General features: G+C 70.2%; 24 protein-coding genes, 1 tRNA gene and 1 pseudogene. 17 read left to right on the plus strand and 9 right to left on the minus strand.

Annotated features, from left to right (window positions below):
* Positions 1-121: 121 nt before the first annotated feature.
* Positions 122-1,021 carry a protease HtpX gene (htpX, locus tag Q0863_RS14815; RefSeq protein ID WP_298580034.1) on the minus strand — a complete coding sequence of 300 codons (900 nt, stop codon included), beginning with the start codon at positions 1,019-1,021 and terminating at the stop codon, positions 122-124.
* Positions 1,022-1,137: 116 nt separating this feature from the next.
* Here htpX and gluQRS point away from each other — a divergent pair, with 116 nt between their 5' ends.
* The 4 genes and pseudogenes from gluQRS (at position 1,138) to phbB (ending at position 4,502) form a co-directional block, all read left to right on the plus strand.
* The gene (gene gluQRS / locus Q0863_RS14820; protein WP_298580036.1) at positions 1,138-2,052 is read left to right on the plus strand and encodes a tRNA glutamyl-Q(34) synthetase GluQRS; all 915 of its coding nucleotides are present in this window, start codon (positions 1,138-1,140) and stop codon (positions 2,050-2,052) included.
* Positions 2,053-2,095: 43 nt separating this feature from the next.
* A complete protein-coding gene (locus Q0863_RS14825; RefSeq protein ID WP_298580039.1) occupies positions 2,096-2,836 on the plus strand; it encodes a beta-ketoacyl-ACP reductase in 741 nt (246 codons plus the stop codon).
* Between the two features lie 370 nt (positions 2,837-3,206).
* A pseudogene (phaR, locus tag Q0863_RS14830) lies at positions 3,207-3,632 on the plus strand (polyhydroxyalkanoate synthesis repressor PhaR); the annotation flags it as partial.
* A gap of 129 nt (positions 3,633-3,761) precedes the next feature.
* Positions 3,762-4,502 (plus strand): acetoacetyl-CoA reductase, encoded by a 741-nt coding sequence (phbB, locus tag Q0863_RS14835; protein WP_298580042.1) that lies wholly within the window; start codon positions 3,762-3,764, stop codon positions 4,500-4,502.
* 58 nt (positions 4,503-4,560) lie between these two features.
* Here phbB and Q0863_RS14840 read toward each other — a convergent pair whose 3' ends face one another.
* Complete coding sequence (locus Q0863_RS14840; RefSeq protein WP_298580045.1) at positions 4,561-5,478, minus strand: M48 family metallopeptidase; 918 nt, start codon at positions 5,476-5,478, stop codon at positions 4,561-4,563.
* Positions 5,479-5,511: 33 nt separating this feature from the next.
* Positions 5,512-7,383 (minus strand): formylglycine-generating enzyme family protein, encoded by a 1,872-nt coding sequence (locus tag Q0863_RS14845; RefSeq protein ID WP_298580048.1) that lies wholly within the window; start codon positions 7,381-7,383, stop codon positions 5,512-5,514.
* Between the two features lie 131 nt (positions 7,384-7,514).
* Here Q0863_RS14845 and rnd point away from each other — a divergent pair, with 131 nt between their 5' ends.
* The 7 genes from rnd to chrA all read left to right on the plus strand — a co-directional run bounded on the left by rnd (position 7,515) and on the right by chrA (position 14,518).
* Positions 7,515-8,642, plus strand: coding sequence for a ribonuclease D (rnd, locus tag Q0863_RS14850; RefSeq protein WP_298580051.1), 1,128 nt, complete (start codon positions 7,515-7,517; stop codon positions 8,640-8,642).
* 13 nt (positions 8,643-8,655) lie between these two features.
* Positions 8,656-8,731, plus strand: a tRNA-Ala gene (locus Q0863_RS14855).
* Positions 8,732-9,055: 324 nt separating this feature from the next.
* Complete coding sequence (locus Q0863_RS14860) at positions 9,056-10,099, plus strand: patatin-like phospholipase family protein (protein WP_298580054.1); 1,044 nt, start codon at positions 9,056-9,058, stop codon at positions 10,097-10,099.
* A 142-nt stretch (positions 10,100-10,241) separates the two neighbouring features.
* Positions 10,242-11,411, plus strand: coding sequence for a copper-containing nitrite reductase (gene nirK / locus Q0863_RS14865; RefSeq protein WP_298580056.1), 1,170 nt, complete (start codon positions 10,242-10,244; stop codon positions 11,409-11,411).
* 166 nt (positions 11,412-11,577) lie between these two features.
* The gene (locus Q0863_RS14870) at positions 11,578-12,477 is read left to right on the plus strand and encodes a pirin family protein (protein WP_298580059.1); all 900 of its coding nucleotides are present in this window, start codon (positions 11,578-11,580) and stop codon (positions 12,475-12,477) included.
* A 39-nt stretch (positions 12,478-12,516) separates the two neighbouring features.
* Positions 12,517-13,137: a trimeric intracellular cation channel family protein gene (locus Q0863_RS14875; RefSeq protein WP_298580061.1), complete on the plus strand. Its 621-nt coding sequence runs from the start codon at positions 12,517-12,519 to the stop codon at positions 13,135-13,137.
* Between the two features lie 166 nt (positions 13,138-13,303).
* Positions 13,304-14,518 (plus strand): chromate efflux transporter, encoded by a 1,215-nt coding sequence (gene chrA / locus Q0863_RS14880; protein ID WP_298580064.1) that lies wholly within the window; start codon positions 13,304-13,306, stop codon positions 14,516-14,518.
* Positions 14,519-14,533: 15 nt separating this feature from the next.
* On the opposite strand, the gene Q0863_RS14885 is transcribed toward chrA, so the two are convergent.
* The 4 genes from Q0863_RS14885 to Q0863_RS14900 all read right to left on the minus strand — a co-directional run bounded on the left by Q0863_RS14885 (position 14,534) and on the right by Q0863_RS14900 (position 19,179).
* On the minus strand, positions 14,534-14,935 hold the full coding sequence (locus Q0863_RS14885; RefSeq protein WP_298580066.1) for a SirB2 family protein: 402 nt from the start codon (positions 14,933-14,935) through the stop codon (positions 14,534-14,536).
* 179 nt (positions 14,936-15,114) lie between these two features.
* On the minus strand, positions 15,115-16,338 hold the full coding sequence (locus Q0863_RS14890) for an NnrS family protein (protein ID WP_298580069.1): 1,224 nt from the start codon (positions 16,336-16,338) through the stop codon (positions 15,115-15,117).
* A gap of 138 nt (positions 16,339-16,476) precedes the next feature.
* Positions 16,477-16,755 carry a DUF6522 family protein gene (locus Q0863_RS14895; RefSeq protein ID WP_298580072.1) on the minus strand — a complete coding sequence of 93 codons (279 nt, stop codon included), beginning with the start codon at positions 16,753-16,755 and terminating at the stop codon, positions 16,477-16,479.
* A gap of 141 nt (positions 16,756-16,896) precedes the next feature.
* Positions 16,897-19,179: a nitric-oxide reductase large subunit gene (locus tag Q0863_RS14900; RefSeq protein ID WP_298580075.1), complete on the minus strand. Its 2,283-nt coding sequence runs from the start codon at positions 19,177-19,179 to the stop codon at positions 16,897-16,899.
* A 426-nt stretch (positions 19,180-19,605) separates the two neighbouring features.
* On the opposite strand from Q0863_RS14900, the gene Q0863_RS14905 reads away from it, so the two are divergent.
* On the plus strand, positions 19,606-20,049 hold the full coding sequence (locus Q0863_RS14905) for a hypothetical protein (RefSeq protein ID WP_298580078.1): 444 nt from the start codon (positions 19,606-19,608) through the stop codon (positions 20,047-20,049).
* A 103-nt stretch (positions 20,050-20,152) separates the two neighbouring features.
* Here the strand turns inward: Q0863_RS14905 and Q0863_RS14910 are convergent, their stop codons facing one another.
* Together Q0863_RS14910 and hemN are read right to left on the minus strand one after the other, a co-directional pair.
* Positions 20,153-20,905, minus strand: a complete 753-nt coding sequence (locus Q0863_RS14910; RefSeq protein WP_298580080.1) for a helix-turn-helix domain-containing protein — start codon at positions 20,903-20,905, stop codon at positions 20,153-20,155.
* A 30-nt stretch (positions 20,906-20,935) separates the two neighbouring features.
* Positions 20,936-22,351 carry an oxygen-independent coproporphyrinogen III oxidase gene (hemN, locus tag Q0863_RS14915; protein WP_298580083.1) on the minus strand — a complete coding sequence of 472 codons (1,416 nt, stop codon included), beginning with the start codon at positions 22,349-22,351 and terminating at the stop codon, positions 20,936-20,938.
* Between the two features lie 307 nt (positions 22,352-22,658).
* Here hemN and ccoN point away from each other — a divergent pair, with 307 nt between their 5' ends.
* The 5 genes from ccoN to Q0863_RS14940 are packed head-to-tail and all read left to right on the plus strand — an operon-like array spanning position 22,659 to position 26,149.
* The gene (gene ccoN / locus Q0863_RS14920; RefSeq protein WP_298580086.1) at positions 22,659-24,137 is read left to right on the plus strand and encodes a cytochrome-c oxidase, cbb3-type subunit I; all 1,479 of its coding nucleotides are present in this window, start codon (positions 22,659-22,661) and stop codon (positions 24,135-24,137) included.
* Positions 24,134-24,778, plus strand: a complete 645-nt coding sequence (gene ccoO, locus Q0863_RS14925; RefSeq protein ID WP_298580089.1) for a cytochrome-c oxidase, cbb3-type subunit II — start codon at positions 24,134-24,136, stop codon at positions 24,776-24,778. The genes ccoN and ccoO overlap by 4 nt, the downstream gene beginning before the upstream one ends.
* Entirely contained in the window at positions 24,775-24,915 is a 141-nt protein-coding gene (locus tag Q0863_RS14930; protein ID WP_298580092.1) for a CcoQ/FixQ family Cbb3-type cytochrome c oxidase assembly chaperone, read from the plus strand. The genes ccoO and Q0863_RS14930 overlap by 4 nt, the downstream gene beginning before the upstream one ends.
* On the plus strand, positions 24,912-25,856 hold the full coding sequence (gene ccoP, locus Q0863_RS14935; protein WP_298580094.1) for a cytochrome-c oxidase, cbb3-type subunit III: 945 nt from the start codon (positions 24,912-24,914) through the stop codon (positions 25,854-25,856). Before Q0863_RS14930 ends, ccoP begins: the two co-directional genes overlap by 4 nt.
* Entirely contained in the window at positions 25,853-26,149 is a 297-nt protein-coding gene (locus Q0863_RS14940; protein WP_298580096.1) for a hypothetical protein, read from the plus strand. Before ccoP ends, Q0863_RS14940 begins: the two co-directional genes overlap by 4 nt.
* Positions 26,150-26,194 lie beyond the last annotated feature (45 nt).

Raw genomic sequence — 26,194 nt, forward strand, 5'->3', positions numbered from 1 at the left:
CCGGCTGCCGGCAGATCCGCGCGTGCGGATCCCTGGCGCAGTCAACTACGGGGAAAGGCGCCGGTTGCCCGGCGCCTTCGCGTTTGGCCTTCGTTTGGAGCGCTGGTCGAGCCTGGGCGGCTCAGACCGCGATGCCCTCGCGCAGCGTTTCCGGCGGCGCATTGCGCAGGGCGGCGATGCGCTCCTCCAGCGGCGGATGGCTGAGCAGCAGCCGGCGCAGGCCGTGCCCCATCGCACCGCTGATGCCGAAGGCGGCGATCTGCTTGGGCAGGGTGTTGGCGCCCTGGTTCTGGGCCAGCCGCTGCAGCGCGGCGATCATCTTCTCGCGACCGGCCAGCGCCGCGCCGCCGGCGTCGGCGCGGAACTCGCGATGGCGCGAAAACCACATCGCGATCATGCTCGCGAACAGGCCGAACACCATGTCCAGCACGAACACCACCGCGAAGTAACCCAGCCCGCCACCGCCGTTGTCGCGGCCGCCGCTGAGGTAGCCATCGACCACCCGGCCGACCACGCGCGCCAGCACGATCACGAAGGTGTTGAGCACGCCCTGCAGCAGGGCCATGGTCACCATGTCGCCGTTGGCCACGTGCGCCACTTCGTGGGCGAGCACGGCCTCTGCCTCGTCGCGGTCCATCGAACGCAGCAGGCCGGTCGACACCGCGACCAGGGCGTTGTTGCGGTTGGCCCCGGTGGCGAAGGCGTTGATCTCGGGGGCGTCGTAGACGGCGACCTCGGGCATGCCGATGCCGGCCGCCTGGGCCTGGCCGCGGACCGTTTCCACCAGCCAGCGCTCGACCTCGTTGCGGGGCTGGGTGATCACCTGCGCGCCGCTGAACCGCTTGGCGGTCCACTTGGACATCGCCAGCGAGATCAGCGAGCCGCCGAAACCGAACAGCGCGGCGAACACCAGCAGGCCGCCGAAGGTGGACGGGTTCACGCCGAGGACGGACATGACGACGCTGACCAGGGCCAGCACCGCCAGGTTGGTGAGCAGGAACAGGGTGATGCGCTTGAACATGGGGTTGCTTCCTGGCCGGCGTCATGGGGCGCCGGTCGCCGTGATCGATTATGGTTGCGAGCGATGAATTTCAAGTCGCGGGGCCGCTCGCGCACGTCCTCCATTCAGTCCGACCGATGCCCGCCCCCGCCCCCTACCGCGGCCGCTTCGCGCCCTCGCCGACCGGCCCCCTGCACTTCGGCTCGCTGGTCGCCGCCCTGGGCAGCTGGCTGATGGCGCGACGCGCCGGTGGCCAATGGCTGGTGCGGGTCGAGGATCTCGACCCGCCACGCGAGGTGCCCGGCGCCGCCGACGCGCAACTCGCCACGCTGCGCGGCTTCGGATTGCACAGCGACGGGCCCGTGGTCCGGCAGAGCGATCGAGGTCATCTCTACCGGGCCGCGCTCGACCGGCTGCTGGCCGGCGGCGATGCCTTCGTCTGCCACTGCAGCCGCGCCGCGCTCTCGGACAGCGGCGGCATCCATCGCCGCTGCGTGCCCGGCGCCCGGCGCGAGGACCCGGCGATCCGCCTGCGCGTGGCGGACGGCACGCTGGTCGGTTTCGACGATCCCGTCCACGGCCGGATCGAGCAGGACGTGGCCGCCGGCGTCGGCGACTTCGTGCTGCGCCGCGCCGATGGCCCCTGGGCCTACCAGCTGGCGGTGGTGGTCGACGACGCCGCCCAGGGCATCAGCCAGGTGGTGCGCGGCGCCGACCTGCTCGACTCCACGCCGCGCCAGATCCTGCTGCAGCAGCGGCTGGGATTGCCGACACCCGGCTACCTGCACCTGCCCCTGGTGCTGGACGAGGCCGGCCACAAGCTGTCGAAGTCGCATGCGGCGCTGGCGGTGGATCCGGCGGCACCGATGCAGGCGTTGTCCGCCGCCTGGCGCGTGCTGGGCCAGGCGGACGGCGCCGCCCTGTGGGCCGCCTCGACGCCAGCGCGGTTCCTCGCCCTGGCGACGGAGGCGTTCGATCCTGCGCGCATCCCGCGCGGGCCGGTCGCGCTTCGCGCCGCGATGCACAACACCGCTGTCGCCTGTCGCGACTAGACTGGAGACGGTGCCGCGGCAGCGGCGGAAGAGGACAAAGGACATGACGACGCGCGTGGCTCTGGTGACCGGCGGAACGGGCGGGATTGGCACGGCGATCTGCAAGCGGCTTGCGGACCAGGGCCACAAGGTGGCGACCAACTACCGCAACGAAGAAAAGGCGCGCGCCTGGCAGGCGCACATGAAGGCCGACGGCTACGACTTCACCCTGGTCAAGGGCGACGTCACCTCGCCCGACGAAGCCGCCGCGATGGTGCGCGAGGTCGAGCAGCAGCTGGGGCCGGTCGAGATCCTGGTCAACAACGCCGGCATCACCCGCGACGGCACCTTCCACAAGATGTCCGCGCAGCAGTGGACCGACGTCATCAACACCAATCTCAACTCGGTGTTCAGCGTCACCCGCCCCGTGATCGAGGGCATGCGCGAGCGCAAGTGGGGCCGGATCATCCAGATCAGTTCGATCAACGGCCTCAAGGGCCAGTACGGCCAGGCCAACTACGCCGCGGCCAAGGCCGGCATGCACGGCTTCACGATTTCGCTGGCGCGCGAGAACGCCAAGCTCGGGATCACCGTCAACACCGTCTCGCCCGGCTACGTGGCCACCGACATGGTGATGGCGGTGCCGGAGGAAGTGCGCGCCAAGATCGCCGCCGACATTCCCACCGGTCGTCTCGGCAAGCCGGAGGAGATCGCCTACGCGGTGGCCTTCCTGGTCGACGAGCAGGCCGCCTGGATCACCGGGTCCAACCTGGACATCAACGGCGGCCACCACATGGGCTGGTAGTCCCGGGCGGGACTGCGCAGGATCCGCGGAAGGCCGGCCTTGCCGGCCTTCCGCATCTGGGTGCGGCGCACGGACCGGAACGCGGGCACGCCAGCCGGCCGCCCTCGCCGGCTGCGCCCGCGCTTCGCCCGCCAGCGGCAGAGCCGCGTCCGGCGCGTCGCACCCGCAATCCGGGCGGGCGCGGCCCAACCGATGGACGCGCGTCGTCCGGCTGTTTCCCTGCAGGTGCGGCGATCCGCTCCGACGGCGCCGCTCGACAGGCGCCGTCATGCCGTCCCTGACGCCCCGGCGCGAGCCGCCAGGCCACGGCTTGCAAGCCGTGCTGCGCTGCGCCATGCTGCGAGGCACCAATCCTTCGAGCAATTGCTCCATGGCCTCGACCCGGATCATCAAGAAGTATCCAAATCGCCGTCTCTACGACACCGAGATCTCGAGCTACATCACGATCGAGGATGTGCGCCAGCTGATCGTCGACGGCGAGGAGTTCGAGGTCCGCGATGCCAAGTCCGGCGACGATCTCACCCGATCGGTGCTGCTGCAGATCATCGCCGAGCACGAGTCGGACGGCGAGCCGGTGCTGTCGACCCAGCTGCTGAGCCAGATCATCCGCTTCTACGGCGATTCGATGCAGGGCTTCATGGGCAGCTACCTGGAGCGGTCGATGCAGGTGTTCCTCGACCAGCAGGCGCAGTTCCGCCAGCAGATGGGCGGCATGCTCGGCCAGACGCCGTGGGCGATGATGAACCAGCTCACCGAGCGCAACATGGAAATGTGGAAGGAATTCCAGAAGAACCTGACCGGCAGCGTCGGCCAGAAGCCGGATCCGGAGCGCCGCGGCCGCTGACCGCGCCGCGCAGATCCGCCGCGGCGTCGCGCGCCGCCCGCACTCCAGCACCACTTCCCAGCTCCAGTTCCCGGATATCCCATGAACAATCGCGTCGCCGTCGTGACGGGCGGCATCGGCGGGCTCGGCTCGGCGATCTGCATCCACCTTGCCCGCGCCGGACGGCGCGTCATCGCCGCCGACCTGGGCACCGATCCGGAGCGCGTCGCGCGCTTCGGTCAGCAGGTCGAGGGACTGGACATCCGTTTCGCGGCGCTGGACGTGTCCGACTTCGATGCCTGCGCGGCTTTCGTGGCCGGGGTGGAGCAGGCGCACGGCTCGCTCGACATCCTGGTCAACGCCGCCGGCATCACCCGCGACACCACCCTGCGCAAGATGGAGCGCGCGCAGTGGGACGCGGTGATGTCAGTCAACCTCGACAGCGTGTTCAACCTGTGCCGGCACGCGGTCGAAGGCATGATGTCGCGCGGTTTCGGCCGCATCGTCAACATCAGTTCGGTCAACGGCCAGACCGGCCAGTTCGGCCAGACCAACTACTCGGCCGCCAAGGCCGGCATGCACGGCTTCACCATGGCCCTGGCGCGCGAAGTGGCGCGCAAGGGCGTGACCGTGAACTCGGTGTCGCCCGGCTACTGCGAAACGGCGCTGGTCGCGGCGATCCCGGACGAGATCCGCCAGGGCATCGTCGACCGCGTCCCGGTCGGCAGGCTCGGGCAGCCGTCGGAAATCGCGCGCACGGTCGAGTTCCTCAGCGCCGACGAGGCCGGCTACGTCACCGGCGCGAACATCCCGGTCAACGGCGGCCTGTACATGGGGTTCTGAAGGCGGCAAGGCTCGCGCCGTCCTGCCGTTTCGGCAGGCACGGTGCCCTCGCGACCGCTCAGCGCTGGCCGCTCGCGGCCTGCGCGGGGGAACAGAAACGCTCCCGGTATTCCATCGCCTTGGGCATCAGCGACTGCAGGTTGGCGATGCGCGTCCCCGGATTGGGATGGGTGGAGGAGAACTCCGGCTGCGCCTGCCCGCCGCTGGCCTCGCTCATCCGCTCCCACAGCGGCACCGCCTCCTGCGGATCGAAACAGGCGGCGGCGGCCAGCATCAGCCCGACCTCGTCGGCCTGAGTCTCGTGCTTGCGCGCATACGGCAGCAGGTAGCCGTAGCCCATCGCGGCCATGATCATCTGCTGCTGCTGCGGATCCATGCCGCTCATCGCGCCGGCCATCTGCCCGACCTGGCTCAGCTTCTGCTGGGCCATGCGTTGGGCGCCGTGGCGCAGCAGCGCATGGGCGATCTCGTGGCCCATCACCACGGCCATCGCGTTCTCGTTCCGCGCCACCGGCACCAGCCCGGTGTACACGGCCATCTTGCCGCCGGGCAGGCAGAAGGCGTTGGCCTGCTCGGACTCGATGACGTTGACCTCCCAGGCGAAGCCCTGCGAGAAGGTCGGCGCCGGCTGTCCGTTCTCGGCGGCCAGCGCCTGCTCGACCACCGGCACCTTGTCCACCAGCCGTTCCGCGATGCCGCGCACCTGGCGCGCGATCGGCGAGTCCGGATCCACCGGGCGCTCCTGGCTCAGGATCTCCTGGTAGGCCTGCAGCCCCAGCGTCTTCTCGTCCTCGATGGAGAGGTTGCGGTCGATCAGCACCGATTCGCCGGTGACCGCATCCACCGACTGGTTGGAGAACCAGTAGTACACGCCATAGCCGGCGAACAGCAGCAGGATGATGAAGCGCGGATTGATTCCGCGCCTGCCGCCGGAAGGTTGTTGCCGGTGGCGCCCACCGAACGGGTCACGTCGCATCGTTGCTTTCCTCCAACCCTGTCCAGACCAGCGCTACAGCTCACGTACCACGCGAAACCCGAGCCGCGCATTGGTGATGTCCACCGATGCCGGCGCGCGCCAGGCCGACCGCGTCTGCGCGGGCGAACTCGCCCAGGAGCCGCCGCGGATCACCTGGTCGCGGCAGCCTGGATTGATCCAGGCCGAGCCGTCGCCGGGTGCACGGCGGTAACCATCATGCCAGCAGTCGGCGACCCATTCGCTGACGTTGCCGGACAGGTCGTGAAGGCCCCATGCATTGGGTTCCATGCTGCCCACCGGCGCGGGCCCCCAGTAGCCGTCGCCGTAGCCGGTGAACGCGTTGGCCCAGGTGCGCCCGGCCGGCGAGCGGTCCAGCCCGCCGGTGGTGTTGGCCACCCGCGGCGGCGGTTCGCCTTCGCCCCAGGGGAAGCGCCCGCGGCCGCCGGCGCGCAGCGCGTACTCGAACTCGGCTTCGCTGGGCAGGCGGTAGCGCTTGCCGGTCTGCGCCGACAGCCACTCCACGTAGGCCTGCGCATCGCGCGCGCTCACGTGCAGCACCGGCAGGCCGTCGTCGGCCGGGCGGCCGAGGTAGTCGGTATGCCAGTCGGCGCCGCTGCTGCGCACGAAGTTGTTGCTGCGCTCGTCGTAGACCATCGAGAAGCCGCGCCGCGACGCGCGGGTACGGTGTCCGGTGGCGGCGATGAAGCGCCGGAACTGGCCGACGGTGACCTCGCGGATCGACATGCCGAAACCGCGGCCGAAGCGGATCGCGTGTGCCGGCCGTTCGTAGTCGCTGGCGTCGCGTTCGCCGTCCGCGGCGCCCATCGTGAATGCGCCGTGCGGCACCACCGCCATCTGCGGGCCGCGACCGCCGGTCTGCAGCGCGTCGGTGAAGACCTGGCCGGGCGCATACATGCCGTAGTGCACGGCCAGGTCGATGCGCTCGCGCAGCTCCACCGCGGCGGGATCGCCCGGACGGGCGATGCGCAGCAGGTCGGCCAGATGGCGCCGAGCCTGGTCGATGCCGCCGAACCGGGGCAGCGCGCCGATGCCCAGGTCGCGCAGGCGGGTGATGCGGGTGGCGCGGATCCGGGAAACGCGCTCGCGCGCGTCGGCCACGGTGTCCAGCCCGTCATCGGGTCGCACTTCGGTGGCATGGGCGAGCCAGCGCGCGGCCGTGTCGAAGTCCGCGGTCTCTGCCGCCGCCTCCGCGCGCCGGATCAGCGCGCTTTCCACCGCCGCCAGGCCCTGCTGCGCGCGCGGCTGCCCCGGCACCAGTTCGAGCGCCTCGCGGAACGCCGCCAGCGCGCCACCGCCGGTCTCGCCCAGGTCGCCGGCGGCCAGCGCCTGCTCGCCGGCCTGGTTGGACGCGGACACGCGTTCGGCCAGGTCGACCCGGGCCAGGAAGCCCTGCACCGCCTCGGCCTGCGGGTCGATCGCGCGCAGGATCGTGGCCAGCTCCAGTGCCTCGCGCAGCGCCGCATCGTCCTCGCCTGCCGCGGCCAGCGCGGCGTCGCCTTCCTGCAGCAGCTGGCGCTGGGCGCGCTGCAGCCCGGCCTCGGCGAAGCGGCTGTGCTCGGGCAGGTTCGACAGCGCCAGATAGATCGGCACGGCGGCGTCGGCATCCTCGTACAGCCGGCCATCGGCGAGCGCAGCGCTGGCGCGTTCGCGCAGTTCGGCCGGATCCGCGCCCGCCAGGTCCACCGCCGGCGCGCGCCAGGTCAGGCTGGCCGCCGCACTGTCGTCGCCGCTGATGGTGACGCTGCCTTCGGCGACCTCGGCCGCCGCGGGCTCGTCGCCGGCCACGTCCGGATCCGCGTCCTCGCGCGCGCAGCCGGCGCACAGCGCGGCACCCAGGGCGCACGCGATCCAGGCCCAGCGCAATCGGGACTTGCTCGACGACATCGGCGCCAGATTAAGCGATCGTGTCGACCGGCGCGAAGCCGGGCAGCGCCCGCGCACTGCGGCCATGCACGGTTCCGTGCCGTGGATGCGGCATTGCCAGCCCGCCCCGCGCGCCGTTAGGCTGCCGCCCCATGTCGTCTACGCCACACTGGGTCGCGGACCCCGCCGTCCTCCGCACGCACCTCGCCGCCGCCAGCACCCGCGTCGCCGTCGATACCGAATTCATCCGCGAACGCACCTACTGGCCGCAGCTGTCGCTGGTGCAGGTGGCGATCGGGACGCCGACAACGACCGAGCCGCTGATCCTGCTGGTGGACATGCTCGCCGATGGCATGGCCGCCGCACTGGCGCCGCTGCTCTCGGACCGTTCGGTGCTCAAGATCATGCACAGCGCCAGCGAGGACCTGGTGGCGCTGCGACAGGCCTGCGGCGTGCTGCCCGATCCGCTGTTCGACACCCAGATCGCGGCGTCGCTGGCGGGCGTCGGCGCCGGGCTGGGCTACCAGCGGCTGGTGCAGGAGCTGCTCGGCATCGCCGTCGACAAGGGCGAGACCCGCTCGGACTGGATGAAGCGCCCGCTCTCGCCGTCCCAGCTGGCCTACGCCGCCGACGACGTGCGCCACCTGTTCGCCGTGCACGATGCGCTCGATGCCAGGCTGCAGGCGCTGGGGCGCGCGGAGTGGTTCGCCGAGGACTGTGCGCGGATGGTGGACGTCGCGCGCCGCGATGAATCCGAGCGCTGGCCGCACCTGGCGCTGCGCAGCGTCCAGTTCCTGGACGCGGACGGCCAGCGGCGGCTGCTGCGGCTGCTGCGCTGGCGCGAGCAGCAGGCCCGGCGCAGCGACCGCCCGCGCACCTGGGTGCTGGACAACGACCTGGCCGCGACCCTCGCGCGCGAAGCGCCGGACGACGCGCCCGCCCTGGAACGGCTGCTCGACGCCCACCCCAAGGCGCCGCGCAAGCTGTCCGGCCCGATCCTGGCCGCCCTGCAGACACCGCTCGACGACGAGGCCGACGCGCCGCCGCCACGCACCAGCGAGCGCGACCGCAAGGCGCTGCGGCGGCTGCAGGACGCGGTGGCCGCGCGCAGCACGGAACTGGGCCTGCCCGACGGCGTGCTGGCGTCGCGGCGCTGGCTGGAGACGCTGCTCGATGGCGAAGACTGGCCCGGCATGCTGTCGGGCTGGCGCCGCGCCCAGCTCGAGCCGGTGCTGGCGCCGCTGCTGGCCGTTGGCAGCGGGGCCGAGGCACCGGTATAATGCGCTGCCTCGTGGGGCCATAGCTCAGCTGGGAGAGCGCGTCGTTCGCAATGACGAGGTCGGGAGTTCGATCCTCCCTGGCTCCACCACTCGATGGACAGGGAAAGGCCGGGAAACCGGCCTTTTTCTTTGCCTTCGCTTCGCCCGGGAACAGCTGCCGCTGCGCTGAGACGCCGGGTGCCATTCCGGATGCCGGCAGCGCACCCCAGGGCGACGGGTGTCCGGTGCCGCAGCCGGACGCGACGGACGACCGGAACGGGGTGATCGAAAGCCTTCCACTGCCGCGCGGCCCGCTTCAGCCGGCGACAGGCCGGCGGTCGCTATGCTCGCTGCCACCCTGCCTCGTCGGCACGGGCTTACGGCCCGCCGTCCGGGCGCTTCCCGCCAACGTCCCTTTCCCAGCCTCGCGCCGCATGCCCGCCAACGCCGCCCTGCCCCGCTTCACTTCCGCCGCCGTGCTGCTGGCGGCGCTGGCCGCCTGTGGCGGCGGCAAGGCCGTGCGCGGCGACGAGGCGCCCGCGTCCGCGCCGGTGCCCGCCGCGTCCGCGCCTGCTTTGCCACCGCTGCGGATCGGCCTGGCGCTGGGCGGCGGCGCAGCCAAGGGCTTTGCCCACATCGGCGCGATCAAGATGCTCGAGGCCAACGGTATCCGCGCCGACGTCGTGGCCGGCACCAGCGCGGGCAGCGTGGTGGGTGCGCTGTACGCCAGCGGCATGGACGCGTTCACCATGCAGGAGCGCGCGGTGGCGCTGGACGAATCGACCCTGCGCGACGTGCGCCTGTTTTCCGGCGGGCTGGTGCAGGGCCAGGCGCTGCAGGACTACGTCAACCGCGAGATCGGCACCCAGCCCATCGAGCGCCTGGCCAAACCGTTCGCGGCGGTGTCCACGCGCCTGGACACCGGCGACCGCGTGGTCTTCGTGCGCGGCAACACCGGCCAGGCGGTGCGCGCCTCGAGCAGCGTGCCGGGCGTGTTCGAACCGGTGCGCATCGGGGCGCACAGCTATGTCGATGGCGGCGTGGTCAGCCCGGTGCCGGTGGATGCGGCGCGCCAGCTGGGCGCGGACGTGGTCATCGCGGTCGACATCTCCAGCAAGGCAGGCGGCACCGCGCCGACGGCACTGGCCGGCATCGTCAACCAGTCGATCACGATCATGGGCCAGACCCTGGGCCGGCAGGAACTGGCGCGCGCGGACGTGGTGATCCGTCCGCAGGTCAACGCGATCGGGCCGGTCAGTTTCGAACAGCGTAACGCCGCGATCCTCGAGGGCGAACGCGCCGCGCTGGCCGCGCTGCCGCAGGTCCGCGCCCGGATCGAGGCGGCGGACCGGGCGCGTCGCGACGCTGCCGCGCGCCGCAAGGCCGATGCCGCCGCGCGCGCGCCGGCCGACATCGACTGCGGCGACAGCTGGGTGCGCCGCCTCAACCCGTTCGCGAAGGACCGCCCCTGCGGCTGAGCTGCGCGGCTTGATCCAGGTCAAGCCGCGCGCGATCGACCCCCATACGCGGGGGTCCGGTTGATTTCAATCAAATCCAATCGCGTGCCCGGTGCCCACGATATCCCCGTACCCAACAACGTGGATATCGAGGAAAAACCTCATGAACCTGCTGCACACGAGTCTTCTTGCTTCGGCCCTTGTCCTGGCACTGGGCGCCGGCGCCTCCACCCCCGCACACGCGGTGGATTCGCTGGAACTGGTCAACGCGACGCTCGACCAGGCTTCCGACCTGGCTGCCCTGCCGCGCCAGCAGGTCACCCTGAAGCGCCCCCCCTTCGTCCACGACCACGACCAGGTGGCCAAGGGCGGCCCGAAGGTGGTGCAGTTCACCCTGCCGATCGTCGAGAAGGAAATCACCATCGACGGCGAAGGCACCAAGATGCACGCGATGACCTTCGGCGGCTCGATCCCCGGCCCGCTGATGGTGGTGCATGAAGGCGACTACGTCGAGGTGACGCTGGTCAACCTGGCCACCAATACGATGCCGCACAACATCGACTTCCACTCGGCCACCGGCGCGATGGGCGGCGGCGAGATCACCGTGGTGCAGCCGGGCGAGGAAGTGACGATCCGCTGGAAGGCCACGCGCGCCGGCACCTTCGTCTACCACTGCGCCCCGGGCGGCCCGATGACCCCCTGGCACGTGGTGGCCGGCATGCACGGCACGGTGATGGTGCTGCCGCGCGAGGGTTTGACGGACGGCAACGGCAAGCAGCTCAAGTACGACCGCGCCTACTATATCGGCGAGACGGAGTTCTACATCCCGCGCGACGAGAACGGCAACTTCAAGTCCTATGACTCGCACGCCGAGGCGCTGCCCGATACGCTCGCCGCGATGAAGACCCTTACCCCCTCGCACGTGGTGTTCAACGGTGCGGCCGGTGCGCTGACGGGCGAGAACGCCCTGACGAGCAAGGTGGGCGAGACGGTCCTGTTCATCCACTCGCAGGCCAACCGCGACACGCGCCCGCACCTGATCGGCGGCCACGGCGACTACGTCTGGGAGGAAGGAAAGTTCGCCAATGCTCCGCTCAAGAACCTGGAGACCTGGTTCATCCGCGGCGGCTCGGCGGGGGCGGCGCTCTACACCTTCCACCAGCCGGGTCTGTACGCCTACGTCAACCACAACCTGATCGAGGCGATCCTGCTCGGCGCCGCCGCCCACGTGATGGTCGATGGCGATCGCTGGAACCACGACCTGATGACGACTCCGTCGCCGGTGGGCACGATCCAGCCCGACACCGACCAGTCTCTCCCGGTCGGCAAGTAATTACGGCGTACTCCCCGTCGCCGTTGGCCACTCCCGCTCGCGCGGGGGTGGCCTTTTTCTTTTCCGGGCGCGCAAGACCGCCCGACCCGTCGTACCCCCGCATCACGCTTGCCGCCTGCAGCTGCGATGATGTCGCCTCCGCAACCGGATCGGCAGGTGCAGGCGCATGATCGAACTCCTCATCCGGCAGCGTTCCCGCGACCTTGGCAGCTTCGAGGTCGGCCGGGTGCTGCCTTTCGCCAGGCGCCGCATGGTCGGGCCCTACATCTTCTTCGACCGCATGGGTCCCAAGCGGATCGCGCCGGGCCTGCCGCCCGAGGCAGACGTGCGCCCGCACCCGCACATCGGCCTGTCCACCATCACCTACCTGTTCGATGGCGAGATCATGCATCGCGACAGCGTCGGCTCCGAACAGGCCGTGCGCCCCGGAGAGGTGAACTGGATGACCGCAGGCCGCGGCATCACCCACTCCGAGCGCTTCGAGCGGCTGCGCGCGGAGGGCGGGCCGATGGACGGGATCCAGGCCTGGGTGGCGCTGCCCGACTCGCGCGAGGAGACCGATCCGGGCTTCTGGCACTACCCGGCGCAGGCGCTGCCTGTGTTCGAGGACGACGGCGTGACCGGTCGCCTGATCGCCGGTCGCCTGGCCGGCGTGGAATCGCCGGTGCGCGTGGACTCGCCGCAGTTCTACCTGCACTGGCAGCTGGGCGCGGGCGCGCGCGTGTCGCTGCCGGCCGAGTACCCGGAGCGCGCGGTCTACGTCGCGCGCGGCGAGGTGGAGATCCGCGGCCAGCGCGTGGAGGCCGGCAGCATGGCGGTGCTTGCGCCGGGCGACGCGGTCACCATCGAGGCGCTCACCGATGCGGTGCTGATGGCGCTGGGCGGCGAACCGGTGGGGCCGCGCTACATCGACTGGAACTTCGTATCCTCGTCGAAGGAGCGCATCGAACAGGCGCGCGCGGACTGGGCCGCCGGCCGGATGAAGCTGCCGGACCTGGACGACGGCGAGTTCATTCCGCTGCCGCCGAAGATCGCCGGCATGCGCGAGCCCGAACCGCTGTCCTGAGCCTGCGTCGTCGATCCTCCGTACTTTCCGCAGCACGCCATGACCTCGACCTTCGTCGCCCTGATCGACTTCCTCGGCACGTTCGCCTTCGCGATCAGCGGCGGGCTGGTGGCGGTACGCCACCGGCTCGACCTGTTCGGCGTGCTGGTGCTGTCCTTCGCCGCCGCCACCGCCGGCGGCATCATCCGCGACGTGCTGCTGGGACTGGTGCCGGCCTCGGTGCTGGACTGGCGCTACCTGGCGGTGTCGGTGGCGGCCGGGCTGGTGACGTTCCGCTGGCACGAACAGGTCGAGCGCATGCGCAACCCGGTACAGATCTCCGATGCGATCGGGCTGTCGCTGTTCGCGGTGCTGGGCGCGGGCAAGGCGCTGGCGGCCGGGCTCGGCCCGACCGGCGCGGTCATGCTCGGCATCCTGTCGGGGGTGGGCGGCGGCATCGTGCGCGACGTGCTGGTCGCGACCATCCCGGGCGTGCTGCAGCGCGAGCTGTATGCGGTCGCGGCCCTGGCCGGCGCGCTGGTGGTCGTGGCCGGACACGCGCTGTCGCTGCCGGCCGCGCCGGTGGCGGTGGCCGGCGCGGTGGCCTGTTTCGTGCTGCGCTGGCTGGCGATCCGGCGCGGCTGGCGGCTGCCGGTGGCGCGCGACGGCGGGATGCCGTGAGCGTCGCGATGTGCGGGCATGCCGGCGGTCGACCGGACCGACGCGGAAACGCCGCAGGTCGTGCGCCAGCCCTGGCGGGCCGGGTCCGCAGCGCTACCGGTGCGATCGGTCGTCGCGAACAATCCGGCTGTCCGCAGCGCGCCTGCGGTTCCCGTTGAGCGCCTGCTTGCCCACGCAGGATGCGGAACCGCGCGGCTCTGCGCGCGAAGTCTTCGCGACCTTCCTGCGGCTGGGCCTGACGTCCTTCGGTGGACCGATCGCCCACCTGGGCTATCTGCGCCGCGAATGCGTCAGCCGCCGCGGCTGGCTCGACGACGCGCGCTTCGCCCAGCTGGTCGCGCTGTGCCAGTTCCTGCCCGGCCCGGCCAGCAGCCAGCTCGGCTTCGCGCTGGGCCTGCTGCGCGCCGGCTGGCGCGGTGCGCTGGCCGCCTTCGTCGGCTTCACCCTGCCCTCGGCGCTGGCCATGTTCGCGTTCGCGGCGCTGCTGCCGCTGCTGGCCGGCAGCCCGTGGCTGCCCCCGGCCGTGCACGGGCTGAAGCTGCTGGCGGTGGCCGTGGTCGCGCATGGGCTGGCGGGAATGGCGCGCCGGCTTGCGCCGGACCCGGCACGCGCCGCGATCGCGATCGCCGCCGCCCTGCTTGTGCTGCTGGCGCCAGGCGGCGCGTGGACGCAGCTGGCCGCCATCGCGCTGGGAGCCGGCGCCGGCCTGCTGTTGCGGCGCCACGGCGAAGCGGCGTCGACCGATCGCCTTCCGCTGCCGCACGGTGGTCGCGCCGCGCTGTGGCTGCTGGCGGCGTGGCTGGCGCTGCTCGGGTTCGCGCTGGTCCAGCCGGCCGCGCCGTCGCCGGGCGCGGGGTCGACCTTCGCCGCGTTCTACCGGGCCGGCTCGCTGGTGTTCGGCGGCGGCCACGTGGTGCTGCCGCTGCTGCACGAGGCGGTGGTCGCGCCCGGTTGGATCGAGGACGACACCTTCCTGGCAGGCTACGGCGCCGCGCAAGCGGTCCCCGGGCCGATGTTCACGCTGTCCGCCCTCCTCGGCGCGAGCCTGCCCGGCGCGCTGCCTTCCGGCCTGCTCGCCGCGATCGCCCTGCTCGCCATCTTCCTGCCGGGCCTGCTGCTGGTCGCCGCGCTGCTGCCGCTGCAGGCGCGGCTGTCGCGGTCGCCGCGCGCGGCGTGGACGATGGCCGGCGTCAACGCCGCCGTGGTCGGGCTGCTGGCCGCGGCCTTCTACGACCCGGTCTGGCGCGAAGGCATCCGCACGCCGCTCGACCTGCTGGTCGCGGCGGTGGCACTGGCCCTGCTCGCCAGCGGCCGCGTGCCGGTGCTGCTGGTGGTGCTGTGGTGCGTGGCCGCGTCGCTGCTCAGGGCGGCCCTGCCGTAGGCACGCGGCCTGGATTCAGCCCGTCAGCAGGTACAGCGCGCCCAGCGGATGGTGGCTGCGGGCGATGAAGTAGATCTGCGCGAAGACCAGCAATGCCGCGACATAGCTGATCGCACGGGCGCGACGGCTGCGGCCGCGGCGCAGCGCGAACACGCCCAGCACCACATAGACCACGATCAGCACCACCTTCACCGCCAGCCAGCCGTTGGCGTAGAGCGCGGACGGCAGGATCGTCAGCAGCATCAGCGCCGCGGTGAGCAGCGCGGTGTCGATGGTGTAGCTCAGGTAGCGGACCGGCGCGGCATTGGGCCAGCGCATGCCCAGCAGCAGCAACAGGCCGCGCACGGCGAACAGGCCGCCGCTGAGCAGGGCGAAGCCGATATGGGCGTGCTTGATTTGCGGGTAGAACTCGATCATCCGAAACAGACCTCCGGCCACGGGCCGAGCATGGTGCCTTTGCCGACTGGCGAAGGCGAGCCGTCCGCGAAACGGACGACGGGAACGGGGTCGCAGCGCGCCGGCATGACCGCCGGAGGCGCGCAGCGCGCGGCCGGCATTCCAATCACCCGGCCAACGTGCGGCCGCGTTGGCGCGGATCAGCCCGGCTTGCCGTCCGCCCGCGGCGACAGGTAGATCGCACCGATCCGGAACACCCACGGCGACAGCACCAGCAGCCAGCCGATGGCCGACAGCGCCTGCCACAGCAGCACGTCTGGCATCACTTCCGCCGCGATGCGCATCGCCGCCACCACCTGGATGCCGACGAAGGCGAACCAGGCCAGCCCGTACATCCGCAGCGGGCGCCCGGAATGGCCCTGGGTGACGCGACTGACCATCGCCACGAGCACGCTGCCGAACAGGCCGATGAACAGCGCATGCGCCGGCGCACGCCCGAACACGAACGCCTCGGTCAGCAGGTAGACCACGCTCTGCAGCGAGAACAGGGCGAAGGTCACCGGCCACCACAGCAGGCCCAGGAACAGCACGCGCAGCAGCCCCGGCGCCGCGCCGCGCGGCCACCAGCGCCACAGCACGCCGATCGCGAGCGCCAGCATCGGCACGTCGACCAGCCACAACCAGGCGTAGGCGTGCAGCAGTTCCAGCGCCAGGTGCGCCATCGCCAGTGCCCAGATCGCCGCCAGCACCCACATCGGGCGCCAGGCCACGTAGCCGGGCACCGAGTTGCCGGCGAAGAACGGGAACATGCGGTGCGCCACGGTCAGGTACACCGGCAGCAGCAGGCCGAACGTGCCGAGCTTGATCGCGAAGAACACCCACCACGGTGAACCGGTCATCAGGAACGCGCCGAAGCACAGCACCCCGGCCAGACCGAGCAGCATCGCCGCGAAGCACGAGCGCGCATGCCAGGTGGTGCCGCGTTCGGACAGCAGCAGGCGCCCGAGGATCCACACGCCCGAGATCCATCCGGCCAGGGTCATGAACAGGCCCACGAACAGCGCCACTTCCAGCCCCAGCGCGCCCAGCAGCATCGCCGCCTGGCCGCCGAACATGCCCACGCCCACCGGCACGTAGCGCCAGCGCGGGATGTCGGGCAGCCCCAGCCAGCGCGGGAACACGGTCAGCAGGAAGCCGAAGAAGAAGCTCGGCAGCACCTGGAACTGCATCACGAAGGCATGCAGCCAGCCCGGGAAGATGGCGGCCTGCGGCACCGGCAGCAGGCCCGGCCAACGCTGCGCGGCCAGCCAGGCGGCCCACCAGGCCATGGCCAGCAGCAGGTTGCAGGCGCCGATGAAGAACATGAGCCGGTGCGGCGCCACGGCCAGCAGGCCCGGCGAGGGTCCGGAAGGGGATCTGGTCATGCGGTCCATCTTCACGAAACCGGGTGCAGGCGACGTTGATGCAGGTCAAGCGATGCCGGATCGGGGCGATCCATGCCGGCCGCAGCCCAGGCGGCCGGCGACGATGCGTTCGCCGCGTCGCCCCGACGTTCGCGGATCTCAGCTGGATCCGTCGTCCGCTGCCTGCACCGATGCCTCCGGCACCGGCGTTCCGCTGGCGTCCACCACCAGCCGCACGCGCCGCTCGCCGTGGTAGAAGCTGGCGCGATACAGGCCTGCGTCCTCGCCGGTGCCGCGCTCGCACAGGACCGAGATCTTGCGCTGCTCCATCAGCTGGCGGAACTGCTCCACCTCCAGGTCCAGGCCGCTGGCGACCAGGGCAGCGTCGATTTCCACTTCCGGATTGACGGCGATGTCGATGCGCCTGCCGGTGTCCATCGTTTCCTCCTTCGCTCTTCTCGGTAAGGCGGTGCGCGCGCCCTGTCCGGACCTGCGCACCGCCGCCCGCAAACGCGGGAAGGCCGGCGCCTGTTTCGAGGCACCGGGCTCCCGCGGGTGGTTTCGATCCCGTGTCCGCGCCTAGCTGCGGGCCTCGGCCACGCCCTCGCCCAGCGGCAGCGGCTCGCGCTTTGGCACGATCCACAGCCGCAGCATGAACCAGGCCAGGGACAGCGCGCCGACGCTGAAGATCGTGTCGCCCGGTACCCGCAGCCACACCAGCAGGTCGATCAGCGGCTGCTGCATGAACTCCGCCGAGCGCGCGTACCAGTAGCCGTGCTCGAGCGCGGCGGCCAGCTGCAACACACCGATCGGCAGCAGGGTCAGCGCCGCCATCAGCGCCAGGCCGATATTGAAGGCCCAGAACGACACCTTCAGCGCGCCGTCGTTCCACGCCACGTCCGGCTTCAGTCCGCGCAGGCAGAACAGCACCAGGCCGACCCCGAGCATGCCGTACACCCCGAACAGCGCCGTGTGTCCATGTGCCGCGGTCAGGTTCATGCCCTGCATGTAGTACAGCGGCAGCGGCGGATTGATCAGGAATCCAAGCAGGCCGGCACCCACCAGGTTCCAGAACGCGACCGCGATGAAGAACATGATCGGCCACCGGTACCTGGCCATCCACGGCGTCGCCTTGCCCAGCTTGTAGCTGTGGTAGGCCTCGAAGCCCACGTAGGCCAGCGGCACCACTTCCAGCGCCGAGAAGCTCGCGCCGATCGCGATCACCGCGGTCGGAGTGCCGGTGAAGTACAGGTGGTGCAGCGTGCCCAGCACGCCGCCGGCCATGAACACGATGGTAGCGAACAGCACCGCGATCGTCGCCGTCTTCACCTGCAGCAGGCCCAGGCGGGTGAACAGGAAGGCGATCACCGCCACCGCGAACACCTCGAAGAAGCCCTCCACCCACAGGTGCACCACCCACCAGCGCCAGTACTCGACCATCGACAGGTGGGTGTGCTCGCCCCACATCAGGCCGGCCGCGTAGAAGATGCCGATGGCCACCACGGACAGGAACAGCAGGCTCACGATGGAACGCGACTCGCCGCCGTGACGGATCGCCGGCCACAGCGCGCGGCCGACCAGGGTCAGCCACAGCATCAGGCCCACGAACAGGAACCACTGCCAGAAGCGGCCGATGTCGACGTATTCCCAGCCCTGGTGGCCGAACCAGAAGTTCTTCGCCAGGCCCAGCTTCTGCATCACCGCGAACCACTGGCCGGCGAAGGAACCGACCACGATCACGATCAGGCAGATCCAGAGGAAATTGACGCCCAGGCGCTGGAACTTCGGCTCATGCCCGGAGATCGCCGGGCCGATGTACAGGCCCATGCCCAGCCATGCGGTCGCGATCCACAGCACCGCCAGCTGCGTGTGCCAGGTGCGGGTGAGCGAGTACGGCAGGATTTCCGACAGCGCGAAGCCGTAGGCCTCCTGCCCCTCGACCTGGTAGTGCGCGGTGGTTGCGCCCAGCAGGATCTGCACCAGGAACAGCGCCATCACCACCCAGAAGTACTTGGCGGTGGCGCGCATCGATGGCGTGATCCTGATGCTCGCCAGCGGATCGGACTTCGGCAGCACCGGCGCCATCTCGTCGCCGTGGTTGACCGCGTAGTGCCAGCCCAGCAGGGCCACGCCGGCGATCAGGAACAGTACGCTGAACACCGTCCACAGGAAGGCGCTGGGCGGCGGCGTGTTGCCGACCATCTGGTCGGCCGGCCAGTTGGCGGTGTAGCTGATCTCCTGGCCAGGGCGCTGGGTCACCTGCGACCAGGACACCCACCAGAAGAACGCCGTCATCGATTCGCGGTGCGCGGCCTCACCGACCGTATCGTTGCGCATCGCATAGGCTTCGCGCAGGCCGGCTGTCTCCGCTTCGTTGCCGAACAGGCTGATGTAGTGCGCGGCCACCTGCTCGATCGCCGCGACGCGGTCGGCATCCAGGGTGATGGTGGCAGACGATTCGTCCCAGGTGTTGGGCCGCAGCAGCGCCTGCAGGCGTGCCGTGTAGGACGCTTGCGTTGGCGCGTCGAGCGACTTGTAGCTGTCGACGCCATGTTCGCGCGCCGCCCAGATGTCGAGGATCGCCTCAGCCTCGCGGTGCATCCAGTCCGCGCCCCAGTCGGGGGCCACGTAGGCGCCATGGCCCCAGATGGAGCCCAGCTGCTGGCCGCCGATCGACTGCCAGACCTGGCGGCCCTGTTCGATGTCGGCGCGGGTGTAGACCACGCTGCCATCGGTGGACACCACCCGGTCCGGCATCGGTGGCGCCTGTCGGTGGACCTCGCTACCCACCCACAGCAATACGGCGAAGGAACTGATCAACAGGATCGCCAATCCTGTCCAGAGTTTGCGTGTCGAATCCATGGTGCGGGAGTCTCTCTTCGGAGTCCGCGGCATCGTCTTGCGACAGGCGCCGCGCCACCTTGACCTGCGTCAAGCCGCACTGAGGCGTGATCGCGCGGAAGCCGGGCAGGTGGTCGTTCGCTTCGCCCACCTGTAGGCGGGACTGGCGGGGAACGCGTATCGACAGGCCATTGCGCGACGGGTGGAGAGCGCTGATTCCACGCTCCTGCTCCTTCCCCGCGAGGCGGGGGAAGGTCGGGATGGGGGCGCGCACCGCAGGTGCGCGGTCAGGCATCGATGCGACCGTTGGCCCCCACCCCAGCCCTCCCCCGCCTTGCGGGGGAGGGAGCAGATGCGGCCGCCTGGCGGGGTCAGGTGGGGAGGTTGCGACACCGGTGGTTGATCCACGTCAGCGCGGCAGCGAAGGCGCGGGCGCAAGCTCCCACGATGGCCCCCTACTCCATCCTGCTGGTGCTGCACCTGCTGGCCGCCCTGCTGTTCGTGGGCACGGTCTTCTTCGAGGTGCTGATCCTGGAGCGGGTGCGCCGGCACGTGCCGAAGAACGCGATGCATCTGGTCGAAGCCGGCATCGGCCAGGTGGCGCGGCGGATCATGCCCTGGGTGCTGCTGGTGCTCTACGGCAGCGGTGCCGGCATGGCCTGGCACTACCGGGATGTCCTGGCGCAGCCGCTGTCGAGCGCGTTCGCGCTGATGCTCACGGTCAAGATCGCGCTGGCGCTGGGCGTGGCCGGGCATTTCGCCTACGCCATGCTGCAGCTCCGGCGCGGCCGCCTGCGCGGCAGCCTGTCGCGCCGCCTGCACCTGAGCCTGTTCTGGCACATGGTCGGCATCGTGGTGCTGGCCAAGGCGATGTTCCACTTCGGCTGGTGATGTCGGCTGGTGATGCAGGCGCGGCCACCAGGCCACTGCCCTTCGCCATCCCGGCCGCCGCCCAACCGTCGCGTGCTCCACGCGACGCGCAGTGCGCCCGACTTCAGTCGCGCAGCACGTGGTGCGCCAGATCGTCCAGCACCTGCGGCTCGAGGATCTCCATGTCGCGCCGGTCGACCTTGAGCACGCCCTCGTCCTGCAGGCGGCGCAGCACCCGGCTGACGGTTTCCGGCGCCAGCCGCAGGTAGTTGGCGATGTCGGTGCGGGCCATGGTCAGCCGCATCCGGTAGGGCGAGAAGCCGCGTTCGGCGAAGCGCCGCGACAGCATCACCAGGAACGCCGCCAGGCGCTCGTCGGCGGTGAAGTTGCCTGCCAGAACCGAGGCCTTGCCGATGTCCTGGCTGAGCAGGTTGAACAGGTGCCGCTGCAGCCCGGGCATGCGCCCGGCCAGGGTGGCCATCATCGGGAACGAGAACCGGCACAGCATCACCGTGTCCAGCGCCACCGCATTGCAGGGATAGCGCGCGGCATGGATCGCGTTGAGGCCGATCACCTCGCCGGGCAGGAAGAAGCCCAGCACCTGCTCGCGGCCGCTGGCGTCGTTGACGTAGGTCTTGACCGTGCCCGCACGCACCGCGGCGATGGCGTTGAAGGGATCGCCCTCGCGGAAGATGTGATCGCCTTCACGGAACGGGCCGACGTGCTCGACCAGCACGTGCAGGTCGCGCAGCACGCTCTTGTCGTAGCCCTCGGCCAGGCACGCGGCCGAGAAGGCGCAGGTACTGCAGAAGGTGTATTCGTCGCCATCGTCGGCGATCGGGGTTCCGGTCAGCACCTTCAGTGGTTGTTCTTGCACGCGCTCGCCCTGTCTGCCCGCTGGATGGTCTCAGATGGCCTTGGAATAGCGCACTCCCTCAGGCTGCGTACCCAGGTACCGGTCGAAACACATGGCAATGATACGCAACAGGGCGCGTCCGCGGGGCGTTGCCCGGATCCAGCCCGGCGGGCACTGCACCAGCCCGTCGTCCTGCAGCGGCCGCAGGGCGGCCAGGGAATCGCGGAAGTACTCGCCGAACGAGATCCCGTAGGTCTTCTCGAACCTGCGCACGTCGATCTCACCCTGGCACATCAGCTGCTGGATCAGGTCGGCGCGCAGCACGTCGTCGTTGCCCAGCATCAGGCCGCGCCAGATCGGGAGCCGGCCTTCGTCCACCGCCGCCTCCCAGCTGGGCAGGTCGCGGTGGTTCTGGGTGAAGCTGTCGCCGACGTGGCTGATCGCGCTGACCCCGAAGCCCACCAGGTCGGTCTCGGCATGGGTGGTGTAGCCCATGAAGTTGCGGTGCAGCCCGCCCTCGCGCTGGGCGCGGGCCAGTTCGTCGCCGGGCAGCGCGAAGTGGTCCATGCCGATGTATTCGTAGCCGGCATCGCCCAGCCGCTGCACCGCCAGTTCCAGCAGGGCCAGCTTGCCCTCGGGGCTGGGCAGGTCGGCGTCCTCGATCTGGCGCTGCGCCTTGAACAGTCGCGGCATGTGCGCGTAACCGTAGATCGCCAGCCGGTCCGGGCGTGCATCGATCACGGTATCGAGGGTGCGGCCGAAGCCTTCCAGCGTCTGCTTCGGCAAGCCGTAGATCAGGTCGACGTTGACCGAGCGCATGCCGAAGCGCCGGCAGGCGTCGATGATGGCCAGGGTCTCGTCGATCCCCTGCACGCGGTTGATCGCCTTCTGCACGTCCGGATCGAAGTCCTGGACGCCCAGGCTGGTACGGTTGAAGCCGATCGCCGACAGCACCTCGATGTCCTCGGGGGTGACGAAGCGCGGATCGAGCTCGATCGAGAAGTCGCGGTCGGCCGCGCGGCTGAAGCTGAAGTGGCGGCCGAGGCTGCCCACCAGCTCGCCCAGCAGTTCCGGGGCCAGGAAATTGGGGGTGCCGCCGCCCAGGTGCAGCTGCACCACCTCGCGGTCGCGGTCGAACAGCGGCGCGATCAGCGCGATTTCGCGCTCCAGGCGATCGAGGTAGATGCGGCCGCGGGCCACGTCGCGGGTGATGATCCGGTTGCAGCCGCAATAGAAGCACGGGCTCTGGCAGTACGGGATATGCACGTACAGCGAGATCTGCCGCGGGATCGGGTCCTGGTTGCTGCGTCGCGCGATGTCGCGGAAGTCGGTCTCGCCGAAGCCCTCGGCGAAGTGCGGCGCGGTCGGATAGGACGTGTAGCGCGGTCCGGGCCGGTCGTAGCGGCGCAGCAGTTCCGCGTCGAAACGCCAGGTTCGTGCCGGATTCACGGGGGAGATGGTCTGCATGGGGCCCAGTATCTGGACTTTTCGTCCCATCGCCTTGACCCGGATCAAGCCGGGCCCTCCAGTCCGGGTGCCGCTCGCCAGGTGGGCGAGGAGCACTTTGTCCAAGCCGCGGCCCCGGGCCGGCCGGGTGGGGGATAATGGATGGTGCGAAGCCATTCCCGCCGCCATGGGCCCCAGCCGGCCCGGGGCCGCGGCCGCCTCGTGTCCAGTACCGTTCCACAGCCGTCCGGGCAGCGCGTTGATTGTGATCAAGGACGCCGTTCCACGCCCGGGCTAACTTTCGCCACGTTCAATGTCAGGACGCGCCATGCAACAGGCCGCTACAGAAACTTACAACGACAAGGTGGTCCGCCAGTTCGCGGTGATGACCGTGGTCTGGGGCATCGTCGGCATGGCCGTGGGCGTGTTGATCGCCGCGCAGCTGTACTGGCCGGACCTCACCAAGGGCATCTCCTGGCTGAGCTACGGGCGCCTGCGCCCGCTGCACACCAACGCGGTGATCTTCGCCTTCGGCGGCAGCGCGCTGTTCGCCACCAGCCTGCACGTGGTGCAGCGCACCTGCCACGTGCGCCTGCTGTCGGACAAACTGGCCGCGTTCGTGTTCTGGGGCTGGCAGGCGGTGATCGTCGCCGCGGCCGTCACCCTGCCGCTGGGCATGACCCAGGGCAAGGAATACGCCGAGCTCGAATGGCCGGTCGACCTGCTGATCACGGTGGTGTGGGTGGCGTACGCGGTGCTGTTCTTCGGCACCATCGCCAAGCGCCGGGTCAAGCACATCTACGTGGCGAACTGGTTCTACGGCGCCTACATCATCGCCATCGCCCTGCTGCACATCGTCAACAACATCGCGATCCCGGTCGGCCTGGGCAAGTCGTACAGCATCTACACCGGCGCGGTCGACGCGATGGTGCAGTGGTGGTACGGCCACAACGCGGTGGGCTTCCTGCTGACGGCCGGCTTCCTGGGCATGATGTACTACTTCGTGCCCAAGCAGGCCGAGCGCCCGATCTACTCCTACCGCCTGTCGATCGTGCACTTCTGGGCGCTGATCGCGGTGTACATGTGGGCCGGCCCGCACCACCTGCACTACACCGCCCTGCCCGACTGGGCGCAGAACCTGGGCATGGTGTTCTCGCTGATCCTGCTCGCGCCCAGCTGGGGCGGCGCGATCAACGGCATCATGACCCTGTCGGGCGTGTGGCATAAGCTGCGCACCGACCCGATCCTGAAGTTCCTCATCGTCGCGCTCAGCTTCTACATGATCGCCACCTTCGAGGGGCCGATGATGTCGATCAAGACGGTCAACTCGCTGTCCCACTACACCGACTGGACCGTGGGCCATGTCCACGCCGGCGCGCTGGGCTGGGTGGCGATGATCTCGATCGGCTCGATCTACGCGCTGCTGCCGCGCCTGCTGGGCCTGCGCGAGATGTACTCGACCAAGTGGATCGACCTGCACTTCTGGCTGCACACCATCGGCGTGGTGCTGTACATCGCCTCGATGTGGATCGCCGGCGTGATGCAGGGCCTGATGTGGCGCGCCACCAACGACGACGGCACCCTGACCTACAGCTTCGTCGAGGCGCTCAACGCCACCTATCCCTACTTCCTGGTGCGCCTGCTCGGCGGCCTGGTGGTGCTGGCCGGCATGTTCCTGATGGCGCTGAACGTCTGGAAGACCTATCGCCAGGGCCAGGCCGTCGCCGCCGACCAGCCGGTGCTGGCGCCCGATCCCTCCCAATCCATTGCGGCGGTGGGCCACGCCCGCGCCGGAGGCCAGGCATGAGCGAGAACAACAACGCCCACGAGAAGGTCGAGAAGAACGTCGGCCTGCTGGCGGTGCTGATCGCGGTGGCCGTCTCCTTCGGGGGACTGGCCGAGATCGTCCCGCTGATGTACCAGGCAGAGGCGATCGAGCCGCTGCCCGGTGTCGAGCCCTACCCCGCCCTGGAGCTGGCCGGCCGCGACGTGTACGTGCGCGAGGGCTGCTACAACTGCCACTCGCAGATGGTGCGTACGCTGCGCTTCGAGACCGAACGCTACGGCCACTACTCGCTGGCCGGCGAATCGGTCTACGACCGCCCGTTCCAGTGGGGTTCCAAGCGCACCGGGCCGGACCTGGCACGCGTCGGCGGCCGCTACTCGGACGACTGGCACCGCGTGCACCTCAACAATCCGCGCGACGTGGTGCCCGAATCCAACATGCCCGCCTATCCCTGGCTGGCCGCGAGCAACGTCGACCGCGACCAGACCGTGCGCCGCATGCGCGCGCTGCAGCGCATCGGCGATCCCTACAGCGACGAGGACATCGCCCAGGCGCCCGACGCGCTGGCCGGCAAGACCGAACTCGACGCCGTGGTCGCCTACCTGCAGGGCCTGGGCCGGCACGCGCCGCGCGGCGGCGAAGCGCAGGGGGGCGCCCAATGATTTCCGGCATCGTCACTGCCGTCCTGCTGGTGTGCTTCGTCGGCGGATGGATCTGGGCCTGGAGCCCCAAGCGCAAGCGTGAATTCGACGAGGCGGCGATGCTGCCGCTGTCCGAGGACCAGGAGTCTTCCCGATGAGCAACGCGTGGTCGTGGTACGTCATCGTGCTGGTGGCGATCAACATCGGCGGCTGTGCCTGGCTGCTGTGGTGGACGGCGCGCCGCCGCCCGGGCGATCCCAAGCCCGAGGACACCAGCCATGTCTGGGACGGCAACATCACCGAGTACAACAAGCCGCTGCCGCGCTGGTGGATCAACGGCTTCTACCTGACCATCCTGTTCGGCATCGGCTACCTGGTCTGGTATCCGGGACTGGGCAACTTCGCCGGCACCTCGGGCTGGACCTCGGCCGCGGAACACGACGCGGACAAGGCGCGCCAGGACCAGGTGCTCGAGGAGACCTTCGGGGCCTATGCCGACCAGCCGTTCGCGACGCTGGCCGCCGACCCGACGGCGATGGAACTGGGCCGCTCGATCTTCGCCAACACCTGCGCGGCCTGCCACGGATCGTCCGCCCAGGGCGCCGCGGGCTACCCCAACCTCACCGACGCCACCTGGAACTGGGGCGGCGAACCGGAGCAGATCCTGCAGTCGGTGCTGGACGGACGGCAAGGCATCATGCCGTCGCTGGGCGGCGTGCTCGAGGGAATCGGCGGCGATGTCGCCATCACCCAGGCCGCCACCTACGTGCGCGCGCTGCGGTCGGACGACATCGAAGCCACCCTGCGCAACGACTACATGGCCGCGCGCGGCAAGAAGTACTACGACAGCCTGTGCGTGGCCTGCCACGGCCCCGAGGGCAAGGGCAATCCCGACCTGGGCGCCCCCAACCTGACCGTGCGCAACACGCTCTACCCCAACACGCTCGACAGCATCCGCACCACGATCACCGAAGGCCGCCACGGCATCATGCCGGCCCACCGCGACCTGCTGGGCGAGACGCGCGGACGCCTGGTGGCGGCCTACGTGTGGTCTTTGTCAAACTCCAGGGGAACCGAACCTCCTTCAGGACGGCAATGACCGACTTCACCCAGCCGCGCTTCGACCATCCGCCGCGCCCCATGGCGCAGCGGATCGGCGCGATCCTGTGGCCGAGCTTCTTCGCCGCGGGCGTGTGCACGATGGTGTTCTTCGCCTTCATCGACCCGATCGAGCTGCGCGACATGACGTTTCCCGGGCTGCCGCTGACCCGGGGGCTGGGTTACACGATCGGATTCTTCATGTTCTGGGTGGCCACGGCCGCCTCCAGCCTGTTCACCTGGATCCTGCTGCGGCCCGCGAGCCGCTTCAACCGGGCGCTTCCGCCCGACTGAGGCCGGCGCTGCCCGCCGCTTTCCCCGGTCCGTGCCGGCCCCTGG

Origin of the sequence: uncultured Luteimonas sp., assembly GCF_947492465.1 — a bacterium.
Classification (GTDB): Bacteria; Pseudomonadota; Gammaproteobacteria; order Xanthomonadales; family Xanthomonadaceae; genus Luteimonas.